This is a genomic window from Arcicella rosea, from assembly GCF_040543805.1.
GTDB classification, from domain to species: domain Bacteria; phylum Bacteroidota; class Bacteroidia; order Cytophagales; family Spirosomataceae; genus Arcicella; species Arcicella rosea.
In genome coordinates, this window is sequence record NZ_JBEUMS010000011.1 from 1 (window position 1) to 16500 (window position 16500).

Annotated in this window: 9 protein-coding genes; 1 reads left to right on the forward strand and 8 read right to left on the reverse strand. The window is 36.6% G+C overall.

The annotated features are described in order from the left end of the window. Window positions 1-181: 181 nt before the first annotated feature. The 6 genes from ABID42_RS14715 to ABID42_RS14740 form a co-directional block, all read right to left on the reverse strand. Window positions 182-1255 (reverse strand): twin-arginine translocation signal domain-containing protein, encoded by a 1074-nt coding sequence (locus tag ABID42_RS14715; RefSeq protein WP_367284303.1) that lies wholly within the window; start codon window positions 1253-1255, stop codon window positions 182-184. Window positions 1256-1258: 3 nt separating this feature from the next. After that, window positions 1259-1627, reverse strand: coding sequence for a glyoxalase superfamily protein (locus tag ABID42_RS14720; RefSeq protein ID WP_323255200.1), 369 nt, complete (start codon window positions 1625-1627; stop codon window positions 1259-1261). 1 nt (window position 1628) lies between these two features. Next, entirely contained in the window at window positions 1629-2951 is a 1323-nt protein-coding gene (locus ABID42_RS14725) for an alpha-L-fucosidase (protein ID WP_367284304.1), read from the reverse strand. 76 nt (window positions 2952-3027) lie between these two features. Further along, complete coding sequence (locus ABID42_RS14730; RefSeq protein ID WP_367284305.1) at window positions 3028-4509, reverse strand: DUF1501 domain-containing protein; 1482 nt, start codon at window positions 4507-4509, stop codon at window positions 3028-3030. A gap of 78 nt (window positions 4510-4587) precedes the next feature. After that, entirely contained in the window at window positions 4588-7374 is a 2787-nt protein-coding gene (locus ABID42_RS14735; RefSeq protein ID WP_367284306.1) for a DUF1553 domain-containing protein, read from the reverse strand. A 382-nt stretch (window positions 7375-7756) separates the two neighbouring features. After that, on the reverse strand, window positions 7757-9097 hold the full coding sequence (locus ABID42_RS14740; protein ID WP_367284307.1) for a sugar porter family MFS transporter: 1341 nt from the start codon (window positions 9095-9097) through the stop codon (window positions 7757-7759). Window positions 9098-9207: 110 nt separating this feature from the next. Between ABID42_RS14740 and ABID42_RS14745 the strand changes: the two genes are divergently transcribed. Next, window positions 9208-10092 (forward strand): AraC family transcriptional regulator, encoded by an 885-nt coding sequence (locus tag ABID42_RS14745; RefSeq protein ID WP_367284308.1) that lies wholly within the window; start codon window positions 9208-9210, stop codon window positions 10090-10092. Window positions 10093-10191: 99 nt separating this feature from the next. On the opposite strand, the gene ABID42_RS14750 is transcribed toward ABID42_RS14745, so the two are convergent. Together ABID42_RS14750 and ABID42_RS14755 are read right to left on the reverse strand one after the other, a co-directional pair. After that, window positions 10192-13521 (reverse strand): DUF5107 domain-containing protein, encoded by a 3330-nt coding sequence (locus tag ABID42_RS14750; protein ID WP_367284309.1) that lies wholly within the window; start codon window positions 13519-13521, stop codon window positions 10192-10194. A 63-nt stretch (window positions 13522-13584) separates the two neighbouring features. Then, the gene (locus ABID42_RS14755; RefSeq protein ID WP_367284310.1) at window positions 13585-16446 is read right to left on the reverse strand and encodes a DUF8487 domain-containing protein; all 2862 of its coding nucleotides are present in this window, start codon (window positions 16444-16446) and stop codon (window positions 13585-13587) included. Between the last annotated feature and the right edge of the window lie 54 nt (window positions 16447-16500).

A 16500-nucleotide genomic window follows, 5' to 3' on the forward strand; every position in this document is an offset into this window, starting at 1 on the left:
CAAAATTGTCAGGAGTCTCCATAATAAAGTGTGTCTGAGTAAAAGTAAAAAAATAAACTTAAATTTAAACTGACACAGTTCGGTGAACAGACTCATTTACTGATGGCATGACTGCGAGTCATGCCATCAGTTGAACTACCAAAAAAATCGCTCCTCATTCCGCACTCAAAACTCATCACTCCTAAGCGATTCTTTCTAATTTAATCGGATATGTTTTTTTAGAACTCCACTGTGGAACGTAAATATTTTCGTCTGAATCTACCCAAAGGTCATGCGGGTGCATGAATACTTGGTTCGGGTCGTCTTTATGCTGGCGTTGTAATTTTCCGTCTTTATAAATCGGCTCAGAACCGCCCGGCGTTGATATTACTTTCATGTTTTTATCCATTACTTGAATATAGCCCGAATTATTCCATGATTGGTCTGAACTTCTATAAGCAGCTGCAAAAATATAATCGCCATGCAATACTGGGCGACAAACAAAAGTACCCGGCAAATGATAAACGGCTAAGAATTTACCGTCTAAAGTAAATCTTTTCATACAAGTATGAGAACGGTCGGTTATCAATAAAGTTGGATTCTTTTTATCACGAGTATCTACTAAAATACCATGACAAGTATCAAATTTTTCATCTGCATATTCTTTTGAGTATCCACCAAAATGACGAATGTATTTCCCTTTGCTGTCGTACTGCGTAATGTATTGTGAACCATATCCATCAGCCACATAAATATCTCCATTGGCTGGATTTACCGCTGTTTCAGTTGGAACAAAACGATTAGGAGATTCATAAACGCCTGTTTCTTTTGGGTACTCCAATTTCATTACTTCACGACCTTTCAAATCTGTTTTAATCACTTGATGACGAGCATTATCACAAATAAATAGAAATTGTTCTCCGCCTTCGTTTGAAATCGTCAAACCATGTGCACCGGGATAAGTAGTTCCCCAAGCTTCTAACAATTTCCCTGATTTATCATAAATCAAAATATTGTTTTTGGTTTCGTTGGTACACATAATCAAACGACCTTTGGCGTCTTCCACCATTTCGTGGCAATCGTTTACAGGGTTTTTATCAGCATCCAAAACGCCCCAACCTGCCACTACTTTGTACTTGTGTGAATTGTGTCCGATGATTACTTCGTCCATTTTCTTTGGAATTTTATTAGCTAATGGCGTATTAGCAATCAAACCTGTCCCCATCGCTAAAGTACTGGTTTTTAGAAAATTTCTTCTTGATTGATGCTCGTTCATTGATTATGATTTGTGATATTCGTTGAAAACTAATTTATTACCAAAAGGGTCTATTAAGTTGATAATTCGGGCATCCCAAAAAGCTTCTTCAATTGAAGGACGATAATACTTATATGGCTTCGCTTGTAATTCTTTAAAAAAACTTTCTATGTCGGTACAGTTGATGAATATTTTTGCTACAGGCGAACAATCGCCAACGTGTTCTGTTAAATGAAAAGTCAATTCCTGTCTCGAAATCTGAATGTAATAAGGCGTATTTTCTTCAAATTGATGAGTCCAATCTTCTTTGAAACCAAGCCAATCAATATAAAATTCTCTGGCTTTATCCACATCAAAGATTCTCAACAAAGGAATTGTCTTTTCTATTTTCATCTTATTTTTCTAATTCAATTACGTTGTCAATTTCGTTTTTATCCAAAGCGGCAATGTCAAAAACGAAGTAATTATTATCTAATTTCTGGAATTTAATCGGTGTTCCATTCTTAAATAATTTTGCTGTTTTAAAAGCTTGAGGAATTTTCAACATGAATTTTTCATCCTTGAATTTCAATAAATGAAGGTATGTTTTGTTCCCTTTTTCAGTGACTGCTCCCCATTCGTGCGGACGAATAAAACCACCTTTTGTTCCATAAATGGTTTCGCCATATACTTTTGTCCAATCACCTACTTTGGCTAAACGCTCTACAAATTCTGGTTGAATTTCACCATTTGGCATTGGACCAACGTTTAGTAAAAAGTTGGCACCATAACCCGAAGCACGTACTAAGTAATCAACCAATTGCTTTGGAGATTTATAATTATCGTCTTTTATATTATAACCCCAAGCTCCGTTGAGTGTCTCACAAGTTTCTAATGGTAAAGCTGAGATTTCTTGTCCACTTAAACCTCCTTTATTTTCGCCCGGCAAATCACGTTCAAACATTTGGAAATCTTCTCCTGGAATAGGACTTAAATGGTGATTATTTCCGATTAAACATTGTGGCTGTAGTTTGTGAATCAAACTATAAATTTCTTCATACTTCCAATCAATTTTAGATTGTAAAGTCTTGTCGTGGTCATTTTCCAATTGATCCCAATGTCCATCAAACCAAATGGCTGATACTTCACCGTATTTCGTCAAAAGCTCTGTCAATTGGTTTTTCATAAAAGCTAAATAACTGGCATAATCGCTCTTTTTAGTACGTCCAGTGCCTTTTCCAGTTTTACCAGTTTCATAAGGATAATCGTCACGATACCAATCCAACAAAGAGTAATAGAAACAGATTTTGATGCCTTGTTTGTGACATTCATCAGCTAATTCTTTCACAATGTCACGTTTGTAAGGCGTGTTCATAATACTCCAGCTCGATTGTTTTGTATCAAAATTGCTAAAGCCATCATGGTGACGAGTAATCAACGTAATGTATTTCATGCCAGCACCTTTGGCGATATCCACCCAAGTTTTAGCATTGAAATCAACAGGATTAAAAGCTCTTTGGAGTTTGGTATAATCTTTTACAGGAATATTTTTAATTTGCATGACCCATTCGCCATCGCCTAAAACACTTGATAAACCCCAGTGAATAAACATCCCAAAACGTGCTTTTTGAAATTCTTCACGAGCTTTAATGTTTTCTGGACTTGGCGTATAGCCAGTCTGAGCAATGGCTGACAAACTTGTCAATAAAACTAAAAATGCAATTTGTATCTTTCTCATGATATTATATAAGGTTTGTTTTACAGAGGTAAGATATATCTTGCTGATTATACTCTAATTGCTCTATCCTGCCCAATCAGGACAGCACCGATTGAATCACTTTTCCACCTGTATCAGTCAATCTAAAATTCCTTCCTTGGAATGGATAAGTAAATTCTTCATGATTAAAACCTAAGCAGTGCATGATGGTAGCTTGTAAATCAAAAACGGTTGTTCTGTCTTTAATGCCAACATAACCAACAGGGTCGGTTTCGCCATGCGAGTAACCGCCTTTGATTCCTCCGCCTGCCATCCAAACAGTAAAAGCTTCTGTATGATGATCTCTTCCTTTAAATGCTGCGGCTTTGCCTTCTCGGTTTTCTGCCATAGGCGTTCTACCAAATTCTGCTCCCCAAACGATGAGTGTTTCATCTAACAAACCACGCTGTTTTAAATCTTGAATTAAAGCCGTAACCGGTTTATCAACTGTAGCACATTTATTTTTCAAGCCATTACGAACATCTGTACTTTCGGAAGCACCACCGTGAGAATCCCAGCCCCAATCAAACAACTGCACAAAACGAACACCTTGTTCTACTAATTTTCTGGCTAATAAACAGTTATTGGCAAAGGATTCTTTTCCCAATTGTGTGCCGTACATTTCATGAATATAAACTGGTTCTTTAGTAATATCCATTACTTCAGGTACGGTAGTTTGCATTTTAAAAGCCATTTCATATTGGGAAATTCTGGCTAAAGTTTCTGGGTCATGGAATTCTTGATACGATTCTTTATTGATTTCGGTAATGGCATCAATCGTACTTTTTCGTACATCACGGTTTACGCCTGATGGGTCAGAAATATACAAAACGGGTTCGCCTTGGTTTCTACATTGTACTCCTTGATAAACCGAAGGCAAAAAACCACTTCCCCACAAGGCTTTTCCTCCATCAGGATTTTTTCCGCCAGAAGTAAGTACCATATAACCCGGCAAATTCTGGTTTTCTGAACCTAAACCATACGTTGCCCAAGTGCCAGTACTTGGTCGCCCCAAACGTGCCGAACCTGTATGAAGGAGGAGTTGTGCTGGAGCATGATTAAACTGGTCGGTGTACATTGATTTCAAAAATGAAATATCATCAGCAACCGTTTGTAAATGAGGAATATTATCCGACATCCACGCTCCGCTTTTGCCTACTTGTTGAAATTGTGCTTGTGGTCCCATCATTTGTGGCACTCCACGAATGAAAGCAAACTTTTTCCCTTCCAGAAATGATGGCGGACAACTTTGTCCGTCCAATTTCATGAGTTCAGGTTTATAATCAAATAATTCTAATTGCGAAGGAGCGCCCGCCATGTGCAAGTAAATAACCGATTTTGCTTTTCCTGCAAAATGGGGCATTTTGGGCGATAATGGATTGGCAATATTTGCCAAATTATTTTGCTGAGTACTTCCGCAACTTTGTAATAAAGAACCCATCGCCATCATACCCAAACCAGTAGTACACTGTTTTAGAAAATGCCGACGAGTTTCATGACGAAGCGTTTCAAAAAGAAGCTCTTGTTGTAAATTTTTCATAGTTTATTCAGTGAATAAAAGTTTTTAGGCTTCAAAAAAATAAATCCGACATCCGAAACCACAAAGCCCAAATCAAAATCATTCTTTCATTATAAATTCATCCAAATTCAATAAAGTACTTGCTACCAATGTTTTAGATGCTAAGTCTGGAATATTTTTGGGTTTTATATTATCGTCTGGACAAACATTGAGTAATTTTTCTGCCTCCACTTTATTCTTTTGGTAAGTTGAAAAAGTACTGACATATAGCTTTTTTAATAATGCTAATTTCTTTTCGCTAATCGTTTTACACATCGTTAATTGATAAGTAATGCGAATTTGTTCGTCAATCGTCCCTCCTGTTTTATCCATTTTCTTTGCCAGATTTTTGGCGCATTCCAAATACACAGGGTCATTCAAAGTAACGAGCGCCTGCAAAGGCGTATTCGTTCTGATTCTTCTTGCCAAACAAATATCACGATTCGCTCCATCGAAAGTAATCATCGAAGGATAAGGTGTTGAGCGTCGCCAATAAGTATATAACGCTCTTCGGTACTGGTCTTCTTTATCGCTCAGTTTCCAAGACATACTGCTATAAGGCGTATTCCAAATGCCTTCTGGCTGGTAAGGCATTACACTTTTTCCATACATTTTATCGCTCAATAAACCACTGACCAAAAGAGCTTGGTCACGGATTTGCTCGGCAGATAAACGTACTCTTGGTCCACGAGCCAACAAACGATTCATCGGGTCTTTTTCTAACAAATCTTGATTCGCTTTTGAATCTTGTTGATAAGTAGCCGACATCACCATTTCTTTCAACAGTTTCTTAGGTTTCCACTGATACTCATCCATGAATTTTACCGCCAAAAAATCTAACAAAGCCGAATTGGTTGGTGTAAAACCTTGCGTACCAAAATCTTCTAAAGTTTCGACCAACCCTGTTCCGAACAGTTGTTCCCAAAAACGATTGACGGCTACTCTGGCTGTCAATGGATTTTCTTTACTTCCCAACCACATTGCCAAACCCAAGCGATTTTTGGGTGCATTTTTAGGTAATTTTCCTAAAGAAGCAGGAATGTCTGGCTGAACCAACGTCGTTTTAGTTAACCAATTGCCTCGCTCCCAAACGTGTGTTTGACGAGCATACTCTTTGGGAGAGTCAAGCATCACAGGCGTATTTTCTGTATTTGCTCCGACCAATTCCAAAAATATCTTTCTCTTTTCGGCAAAATCAGCTCTTTCTCTTCCCGGAAATTCTGGCAATAAAGTAAAGCTTCCAATAATACAAGTACTTTGGTCGGGTTTTACTTTAGGATTTTTAAAAGTCAAATACCAATCTTGACGACCATCCATTTTTGGCAAATCATACAATTGATAATCCCAAGAATTTGTCCACCCTCTTTTTTCGGTTGTATCTAATTTTATCGTCGTTAATACTTTTCCCGTTAAAGAACCCAAACGAATTTCCATCAAAGTCGAACCTCCCGTTTTGTTTCCATAAGCTACCAAAAGCTGGCGTTTTCCAGACAAAGGCAAAGCTTTAAAACGCACAGAACCGCCATTTCTTACACCCAAGTATTTAGTATCTGCCAAAGCACCATTGATAAATTGATCACCAGCATGCGGATGAATTTTAGGTTCTAAAAAAGTTAAGTATTCGGTAATTTCTTTTTCTTGTTGAATACTGAAATTTGTCTTTAACCAATGCTGTAAATTCGCCAATTTAGCCTTGTCTTCTGGCTGATTGAATTGTCTTAAATAAGGAGAATCATCTGGTACATCTTCATCACGAGTATTATAAAAAAACGCCATTGATTTATAATAATCTTCATGCCGAATAGGGTCGTAAGGATGTGAATGACATTGCACACAAGCAAAAGTAGTCGATTGAAAAACCTCCCAAGTAGTGTTTACTCTGTCCACCATTGTGGCATTTCTAAATTCTTCATCTTCCGTTCCGCCTTCATCGTTATTGACCGTATTTCGATGAAAAGCCGTGGCGATGTATTGTTCAGTTGTTGGATTTTTCAATAAATCGCCTGCCAATTGTTCTTTTATAAATTGATTGTAAGGCAAATCTTTGTTAAAAGCCTTAATCACATAATCTCGATATTGCCAAATATTTCTGCCTTCGTCTTTTTCATAGCCTTTCGTATCAGAATATCTTGCCATATCTAACCACATTCCTGCCCAACGTTCGCCATATTGTGGAGAAGCCAACAAAGTATCAACTAATTTCTCATAAGCATTTTCTGAATCATCCTTCAAAAAAGCTTGCATTTGTTTTTCGGTTGGTGGCAAACCTGTTAAATCTAAACATACTCTTCTTAATAAAATCGCTTTATCAGCTTGTTTAGAAGGAGCTAAATCTTCTTCATCTAACTTATTTTTTACGAAATAGTCAATGTCATTTTTCTCCCATTTTTCAGAAAACAAGCTAAAAAATCCAGCGAAAAAACCTTTGTTAGGTACTGATGGCTTCTCTGGTTTTACAAAAGCCCAATGTTCACCCCAATTTGCCCCTTGATTCACCCATTTTGTCAAAATTTCTATTTCCTCTTTCTTCAAAGGCTCTTTTTTCAAAGGCATTCTTTCCTCTGGGTCTTTGTGCGTTAGGCGAATGATAAACTCAGAATGTTTGGCATCACCCGGAATGATGGCTGGTTTCCCAGATTCTGTTTTACCCAAAGCTTCCTCACGAAACAACAAACTAAATCCCCCTTGCTTTTTCACACCTCCGTGGCAAGCAATGCAATGTTTATTCAAAATCGGCTTTACTTCTGTGCTATAATCAACTTTATTTTTTTCACCTAAAAATGAATACACAGAATATCCTCCGATAATGATAATGCTACTAATGAAGAGTAATTTATTCGTATTCATAAGATTTTATTGAGTGATTTCTTAATCTATTGAGTGATTTACTGAATGAGTGATTTAGTGATTATAAGCAATGTCTCTAATCCGTAATTTGTTATATTTATAACCAAACAATCCATAGCGGCAACCCTTGCGGTTGCTAGTCCATTGTGTGAAGGCAACCGCAAGGGTTGCCGCTACAATGATAAAAAATAAAATATTCTTCAATCAGATTTTTAAAACTTGAGCCATTACTTCTAATACCTTAGCATTTAATACACTTCTAAATAGTAGATAAATCTTTAAAATGCTGTCTGTAAGTGTAATGAAAAAGCGATAGGCTATATGCTTTAGGCAAGGACATTTCTTTACTCAGCATTCTACACTCACAATTCTCAACTCTTGCCTAATGCCCCAAAAACACATCTTCTAATTCTTCTAAAGTCTTTCCTTTGGTTTCTTTTACTTTCAATTTAATAAACCAAAAACCCGCAAAACACACCACAGCGTACATCCAGAATGGACCGAAAGTACCCATTTTTTCAGCTAAAATTGGGAATGTAAATACCAGAACAAAATAAGCTGCCCACAAAGCTAAAATGGCAATTGAAGAAGCTTTACCTCTAATTTTATTCGGAAAAATTTCAGAAATCAACACCCAAGTAACGGGTGCTAAAGAACAAGCATAAGTACTAATAGCCATCAATACAAAAAGGGAAAGTACACGTGGGTCGGCTTGGTTTTTCAAGAGTAAAGCAATGATGATGTACAAAACAGAAAGTCCTAAAGAACCAATCAACATCAAAGGTTTTCGTCCTAATTTATCTACTTGATACATCGCTACAATCGTGAATATCAGATTGATAATTCCTATCGCAACAGTTTCAAAAAGTTGTCTGTCGAGATTTGCACCTACCGTTTCAAAAATGGTTGAAGTATAATTAAAAACCACATTGATACCACATAATTGTTGAAAAACAGCCAAACCGATTCCCACCAAAACAGCAGGGCGGTAATCAATTTTGAAGAGTAAGGCAAAAGATTCTTTTTGAACATTTAACAATGATTTTTCCACATCGATTAAAGTCTTCTGGGCAAAATCTTTTCCACCAATTTTAGTTAAAATAGCTTCTCCTAAAGTTACTTGCCCATTCTGAATTAACCAGCGTGGGCTTTCTGGCAACCAAAATACTCCAATAAAAAAAGCAAGCGAAGGAATTGCGCCTAAACCAAACATCCAACGCCAAGCATCTGGACCAATCGTTGAGAGTTTGTAGTTAACCAAATTGGTAATTAAAATTCCAATAACAATCGTTAATTGGTTGATTGACACATTTCTACCTCTAATTTCAGCAGGAGAAACCTCAGCAATGTACATCGGACTAAGCATTGAAGCCATTCCTACGCCAACGCCTGCAATAAACCTCATACTGATAAAGATGGATAAAGTACTGGAAAACGCCATTCCCAAAGATGATAAGGCAAAAACCAAAGCGGAAATCATCAGTGCGGGACGTCTGCCATATTTATCGGCAATTCTTCCAGCCAACATACAACCCAACATACAACCCAATGCTAATGAGCCAGTTAGGAAACCTTCCCACCAAGCATTAAGAGCAAATACTTCTCTTAAAAATGGTAATGTTCCAGAAATAACGGCAAAGTCGAAACCAAAAAGATAACCGCCAAGTGCTGAAATGAATGAAATGACAAATGTATATCGAGTATTGTTGTTTATATTTTCCATTAATATGTTTAAATATATTTATATTTAATTGCAAATTTATCAGTTTCAATACTACTTTTACATGTCTATTTTTACGAAATACATAGACAATATTATTAAACAATATTTTGATGATTGAAAAACAAGAAGGCTTTGTCGGGCAACGAACTTACATCATGCCCAATGAATTGCTGACCAGAATTGCCAAGCATCCATTGGTTGAAGCATTACATATTACTGATATTGGTTATTACCCAAAAGCAGGTTTTCACGCTCGTGAACGCAAGTATGGCTGTTTACAACACATTTTGATTTACTGTGTACATGGCGAAGGTTGGTTCGAGATTAACAACCAAAGATACCTTGTAAAACCTGACCACTTTTTTATCCTACCTGCCAATATTGCACACAGTTATGGTGCAAACCTAAGTAACCCTTGGTCTATTTATTGGGTGCATTTTACGGGTTCACGTTCCACTCATTATCTTGATTTTCTGATTGATGTTTCAGAAAATTATGCACCGATTATGATGCCTCCCAACAGCGAACGGATAGTAATGTTTGATGACATTATTTCACATATTGAGATGTCATTCAACGACGATAATATTGTCTATGCAAACACCAGTTTTGCCCATTTTCTTACTACTTTCAAAGCCTCAGTTTTTAACCCAAATCCTCAACAATCTTCTGATGCAGACCCCATCAGCAAAGTGATTTTTTATATGAAAGAACACCTTACTGAAACGCTTACTTTGGAACAATTAGCAGAAGTAGCGGGAATGTCAGCTTCGCACTTTTCAGCAGTATTTCGCCAAAAAGTACAAAGCTCACCTATCAACTTTTTCACTTTCCTCAAGATTCAACAAGCATGTCGTTTATTAGAATATAGCAAACTGAGAATCAAAGAGATTGCTTATCAAATTGGTTATAACGACCCTTATCATTTCAGCAGAGTATTCACAACCGTAATGGGCGTGTCGCCTCGTGATTTCAGAAAAATGGGGAAACATTAATTTTTTAGTGATTAGAAAATAGTGATTGGTGATTAGCATTACATCTAATTATCATCATTCCCACAAAAATTCTCAAAATGGTATTCATTAACTACACGACTATCTTTTCAAAAAGTCAATCATATTTTTATGTAAAATAGCTCCTTGGTGATTGATGTTCAAGCTCAGTATTTTATCAAAAAAAGATTGAGTCTCTTCATAAAAACCTAAACCTAAATGCCCCAAACCAATCAAATAAAAGCAATGAATTTGATTTCTTTCGTTTAAATCTGCATCAAAAACCAATAAATCGGGTAAAGACACAGCGAAGTAATCAATCTTTACTTCATCATTTTGATGAACTTCTCCAAAGCCAATCAGTCTATGAAAAAGTGCTTCTGCTTTTTCAAGATTTCCTAATTTTTTCCAAGCCAAACCTTGGTAGAAAATCTTATCGGGTTGTTGATCATTATAAAAAACCGCCTGAACGGGTTCATCTAAGCCTATTGTCGCTAACTGAAAATTTTCTTTCGCTTTTTCTGGCATGGCTAAACCTTCATAAGCCAATCCTTTTAAATAGAAAATATCATTTTCCTGCACTCCAAATAATTTGCCTTCACCTAAATTGATTGGATACTTTTCTGCAGCATTTAGCAAGCTTAAAGCTTCTTCAAAGTTTTGATTTACAATCGCTTTTTTAGCTAATTCAAGATGGCAAATTAAGTACTGTCCTACTACTTTTCCTTCGCCGCCTTCCCAAGGATGAAACTGTCGAGAAGCTAATAATTCAACTGCTTTTGCATAATTCCCTAACTGATTATGTAAAGTAATTCTCTCTAAAAATAAATCGTCTCGTTGGTTACTTACTTCAAGGTCTTTTTCTAATAAATTGAGCCTTTCTTGTGGATTATGATTCAGTTTTTTATACAATTGGTCAAGTTCCATCAATACTCTCGCATCTTTCTGATCTAAAGAAAAAGCCTTTTCCATCGCTTCAAGCGACTTTTTTGCATCATTGAGTTTATTAAAGTAAGCCAAAGATAAATTTCTAAAAACCGTCGGAAAAGTATCATTTAAATTCGCTGAACGTTCCCAACAAGCAATGGCTTCAGGATATTGACGATTAGCATACCAAAAATTTCCTAAGAAATAATAAGCATTGGCATCTAATGGATTTTGTTCCACTGCCCATGTCAAAACCACTACTTCATCTAAACGATTCGGGAAAACGTATTCGGGATTTGCCTGTTGAGCTTTCTCAAGAAAACGTGTTTTTTGTGCATTATCTCCAAGATTTTCGTAAGTAAAAGCCATAAAATAATACAACATCGGATAAGCTTCTTTACTTTCAGAAAGATGAACAGACAGCAAATCGGCAGCTTCCTGAAAAAGACCTGCTTCTAAATAATCGGTAGCATATTCCAGATAAGTATGCACATTTTGGCGTAAAAGTGTAGTAAACCTTGTGAAAGTTTCTTTTGCCAAGTTTTTATCAAAAGACTTTTCAATGAGATATTTTTCAAACAAACAGCCCACATTGAATTGGTCTATTTGTAAACTTTCTTCTATCAGCTTTAGCGCTTCTTCTTTTCTGTTCAAATGGCGAAGAATGGCTACTTTCAAATGGCGAGCCGTGTGTCCATGCCAATTTTTGAGCATCGAATTACTTACTTCTTCTAAAGCCTGAGCATATTTTCCTTTTCTGGTGGAAATTCTTGCTAAAGCCAAATAAGCATTATCTTGCCAAGCGGCATTCCAAGTAGCTTTAAAAAATACTTCGTAGGCTTTATCATAAAGTCCCAGTTTTGTCAAACAAAGTCCTAAATTGAAATACGCTTCGCCATTATAAGGATTTGGATTTCTTTGCGTTGACGTTTGAATTGCCTTTTCAAAATATGGTTTTGCTTTGGCGAATTGTCCACGTTTATAATACCACAAACCCATCGCATTGTTTGAACGAGTATCTTGTGGGTCACGGCGGATTACTTCTTCGTAATAATCAGTTGCCAAATAAGTAGCATGGCGATACTGTTCGATGTGCTGTCCTGTCAGAAACAATTGCTCATTACTTTCAATTTCAGCGGGAATTTTCGCCGCCATAGCAGGTTCTGGAATCTCTTTTTCAACTTTTACTTCGGGCTGATAAGCGACCAATTCTACGCCTTTAGCCGTTAATAAACGTAAATGTAGTTGCTCTAATTGAACCGCAGGAAAAGGCAAATAGTGATGAAACGTTTGCTCTGGCGAAATATCAATTGGTTCAGCAAAAATAACTTTATCGTTTAATTTCAATTCAATCTTGGCATTCGGATACGAAGCCGTGGCATAAGCTTTAATGTGAATAATTTTATTTTCGTATTCCAAATTAATCGCCGCTTCTTTAGTAGCATTTTTTACGATACCTATTTCGCTGTAAGGCATAAAGTACTGCACAAAACGACGCTCTTCATTGGGCATAATCCAAGAAAAATCAGGTTGATTATCAGTAAAAACTCCCGTCATCAACTCAATGTATGGACCGTCTTCATCCGTCAAATTTCTGTCCCAGGCATAGCCAAATTCTCCATTTCCCCAAGTCCATTGTTTTTTTCCGGGCGAAACATGATGATTGGCAACGTGTAATAATCCGCCTTTGCTATCATTTTCATAACCGCCCATAAAATCATACTTCGATTTTATCGCCATATAAGAAGTAGGCACAGGAATATTTTTGTACCAAGAAATATCCGTTCCGGGCGAATAATCTACTTTATAATAAGTGCCTTTGGCGATTGGAAACGAAGAAACATCCCGTTTTCCGTGGTCGAAAACCGCATACACATCTGGTGGAAAAACGGATTGATAATAATCATTTACTTTCACGGCAGGATTTGCCCACCAAAGAAAAGTCTGCGGAATACTCGTGCGATTATAGAGTACTCCTTGAATTTCTAAATAAGCTTTATCAGGATGTAAAGTAAAGCCCGCCATGCCTTTTGTTCGAAACATACGTTCAACTTCGCTAACCCAAACCGTTTTTGAGCCATCGGCATTTTCCTCAATCGAAAAATCAATGGCTTCAAAAGTACTCGGACGGTGATGTTGTGGCCAATTGAATTCAATTCCGCCCGAAATCCAAGGACCTGTTAAACCTACCAAAGCGGGTTTAATCACTTGGTTATAATAGATAAAATGGCGTTGTTTTACTTTATCATAAGCCATTTGGATTCTTCCTCCCAATTCTGGCAAAATCATAATTTTCAAATATTGATTTTCCAGATAAATGGCTTGATAACTTTTATCTTCTTTGGTATCTTCTATTTTTTCAATGACAGCATGCGGATACACAACACCGCTACTTCCTTGGTAAACTCTTTTTTCTAAAAACATCGGATTCTTTTCAGGCTTTCCAATGCCATAAGTAGGAATCACGACGGTTTCTTCCCAAACATTCACTAATTGATTATTCATAGTTTGTGTGTAATTTCTTGGTTAAGGTTTTACAAAACACAGTTAGGAGATGTAAAATAAAGACTACTTATTAGTTTCAAATAAACCTTGTAAAGCTGTTACTTCCATTTGTTGGGTCGGATTAAATGCTTTGCTATTTAGGTATTTTAATAAGCTATATTTTAGTTGACGAGTAGCAGGACGTTGGTCAATATTATTAGTTAAATCAATGCTACAAACCATCAGTTTTCCTTTGCCTACTTTTGCCTCAAAAGCCAAAGCAAGTCGGCGATTTTCAAACCAAGTATCAATCGGTTGAATACTTGCTTTTAAGGAAGTAGGGAATTCATCCAGAATTATCGCTTGTGAATGACTCATAATATCTTGCCATTGATAATTGCTAAAAGATTCAGTTGGGAACTCCTTAAAAATTGGACTTTTCGGATTACAAGTAATTCCCAAAGTGTGTGGACCTTGTCCGCTTGTCCAAGCCGTATTCCAGAAAATACTTGAAAACCCAACTTTTACTTCTGCTCCTTTTCCTTTTTTCACACGACTGTAAGGCAATAATAAAACCGTTTTCCCAGACTCTAATTGTTGTATAATTTCAGGATTTAGAGATTCAGCAATTACAACATTTCCTGTAGCTGATTCTACCGAAAGCTTAGCAGGATAAACCCAAAAATCCCAGCTATTTTTAATATCAGTGCCTTCAATACTTAACTTTAAGACTAATTTTTGAGCTTTAGCAAAGCCAGACAATGATTCTTTTAGTTGACCAACAGTTTGTACATTATCAATATCAACTTGTTCTTTGACAAAAAACCCTTTTCGTTGTACTTTGCCCGATTCATCTACAATCTGCCATAATATTTTAGCATTCTTTAAAGCTTTTGCTCCGAAATGCGCAATCTCTAAAGTAGCTTCCATATTTTCTTGATTGGTATAAATCAAAGATGGAAAACGAGCTAACAAAACGGTAGTATTACAAAAAGTACGGTATTCTTCGGGTGAAGTATAACCTTTTGATTCCCAAAACGCATCTAAAGCACCAACCAAAGCTGTACCTTGTCCGGGAAAATCATGCAAGCCCAATAACTGAAATCCACCAAAACCGGGAGTACGTAAAGCGGCTTCAATATCGGCTTTATAGCAAAGTGTTTGCAAACGACCAGAAGCATAAAGGAAATCTTCAGCTTGATTGCCCATGCCTTTGGCTTCTAAAGTTTCTTTGAAAATTTCAAAATTAGTTGCCTTCAAGACGCCCGTGTATTTCGATATTTCCTTTAAGTTGGGGTATGCACACCATTGCCCAATTTCATGACTGATATATGGCTGATTGGCTGTTTTTCCAGTTATCTTTCTCCAATCGTAGTTGGTGTTTGGTTTATCTTTGTTAATAATACTGTTCGTCTCTTCACCCCAACGTTGAATACGAGCATCTGGACTAATATTAAATTGATTTTCGGGCAAAATTGGCCAACCCGCACCGCTGGTATATAAACGACGAGTATCTTTTTGTTTGAAATGTTCAACCCATTTTCCAAGAAATTCATTTTGGTTGATACCCGCTGGTTCATTACCGTAAGACATCATGCAAAAAGAAGGATGATTACCATAATTTTTCAAAATGCGTTCTGATTCTTTGTAAATAAAATCATCCACCAAACCACCTGTTCCAACAGCACTTCCCTGATTTGCCCAAAGCGGACTTTCTACATATAAATAAACACCCAAGCTATCTGCCACTTGAAAAGCCACTTCTGGCGGACACCAAGAGTGAAAACGTAAATGATTGAGTCCGTAACTTTTGATAGTTGTAAAGATTTTATTCCAAAAAGTACGCTCCGTAGAAGGATAGCCCGTCAGCGGAAAACCTGCACAATCAACATCGCCACGCAAGAAAATCGGGCGACCATTGATGGCAATTCGAGAACCAATCGTTGACATTTCACGCATTCCGAAGGTCGATAGATTTTCAGAAATCAATATTCCTTTTTCATCCACTAATTGCGTTTTTAGTTGGTATAAATTAGGTGAAAATTCATCCCAAAGTTCAGGATTTGGAATGCGATAAGTAGAGTTAAGATTCGTCTTTTCAGAAGAAAAGTTAACCGCTTCTTCTTGCGCTGGCAAAAGCGTTTTATTTCCTTGCAGACTTTGTACTTGATAAATTACTTTTCCTTTAAAAGTCTGATTTCTTGTCTGCTTCAAACCTAAAGAAACTTGTACTGACGAAGTAGAAAGATGGGGAAAAATCTGAATATCTTCGATATTCGTTGAGGCTTTTGCTTCTAAAGAAATTTCCCCAACAATTCCATTCCAATTGGTTTGTGTGTGTTCGGTAATACTTGAAGAATTTGGTCCGATATAGATTTTAATTCTATTATCTACACGAATCACAATCTCATTATTTTTCTCTTTCAGAAGACCTGTAATATCATATTGATGTGCCGTAACCAAACTATTTTGAGTACCAGCAAACTTACCATTGATAAAAACACTGGTCTCCCAATGGCAACGCTCTAAATTCAAGATTACTTTTTTCTTAGCCCAATTTTCAGGGATATCAATTGTTTTTTTGTACCAAGCAGGTGCAGCAAAATACTTTGTTGGCTTCAACCAAAAAGGTATTTTTATATCATTCTGACGATATTTTGCATACTTTTCTGAAAAGTAGTAAGTACTATCTATTACATCGCCAGTCCACGGAGTTTGTAAAGTAATGTCGTCACCTTTTCCATTTTCAGTTAATGAACCGGGCAATTTCACTTTATCTTTATAAGGAACTGACCACCAATGTTCTTGAAGACCTTTATCTTGTGGGTCGAGTTTTAGTTCCCAAGTTCCAGCCAATGAAATTTTTTGTTGGGCGAAAATGCCTACGGAAAAATTCAATAAAATTCCTAAGAAAAATAAACCGATTAGTAATTGTCTTTTATACATTTTTCTAAAATCTGTCTTTTGATGGATTAAACATTTCTACAAAACAACTCATTT

Excerpts from the sequence above, each read along its gene's own strand:
- ABID42_RS14715 (WP_367284303.1), bottom strand. The coding sequence starts at position 1,255 with ATGAACGAGCATCAATCAAGAAGAAATTTTCTAAAAACCAGTACTTTA.
- ABID42_RS14720 (WP_323255200.1), bottom strand. The coding sequence starts at position 1,627 with ATGAAAATAGAAAAGACAATTCCTTTGTTGAGAATCTTTGATGTGGAT.
- ABID42_RS14725 (WP_367284304.1), bottom strand. The coding sequence starts at position 2,951 with ATGAGAAAGATACAAATTGCATTTTTAGTTTTATTGACAAGTTTGTCA.
- ABID42_RS14730 (WP_367284305.1), bottom strand. The coding sequence starts at position 4,509 with ATGAAAAATTTACAACAAGAGCTTCTTTTTGAAACGCTTCGTCATGAA.
- ABID42_RS14735 (WP_367284306.1), bottom strand. The coding sequence starts at position 7,374 with ATGAATACGAATAAATTACTCTTCATTAGTAGCATTATCATTATCGGA.
- ABID42_RS14740 (WP_367284307.1), bottom strand. The coding sequence starts at position 9,097 with ATGGAAAATATAAACAACAATACTCGATATACATTTGTCATTTCATTC.
- ABID42_RS14745 (WP_367284308.1), top strand. The coding sequence starts at position 9,208 with ATGATTGAAAAACAAGAAGGCTTTGTCGGGCAACGAACTTACATCATG.
- ABID42_RS14750 (WP_367284309.1), bottom strand. The coding sequence starts at position 13,521 with ATGAATAATCAATTAGTGAATGTTTGGGAAGAAACCGTCGTGATTCCT.
- ABID42_RS14755 (WP_367284310.1), bottom strand. The coding sequence starts at position 16,446 with ATGTATAAAAGACAATTACTAATCGGTTTATTTTTCTTAGGAATTTTA.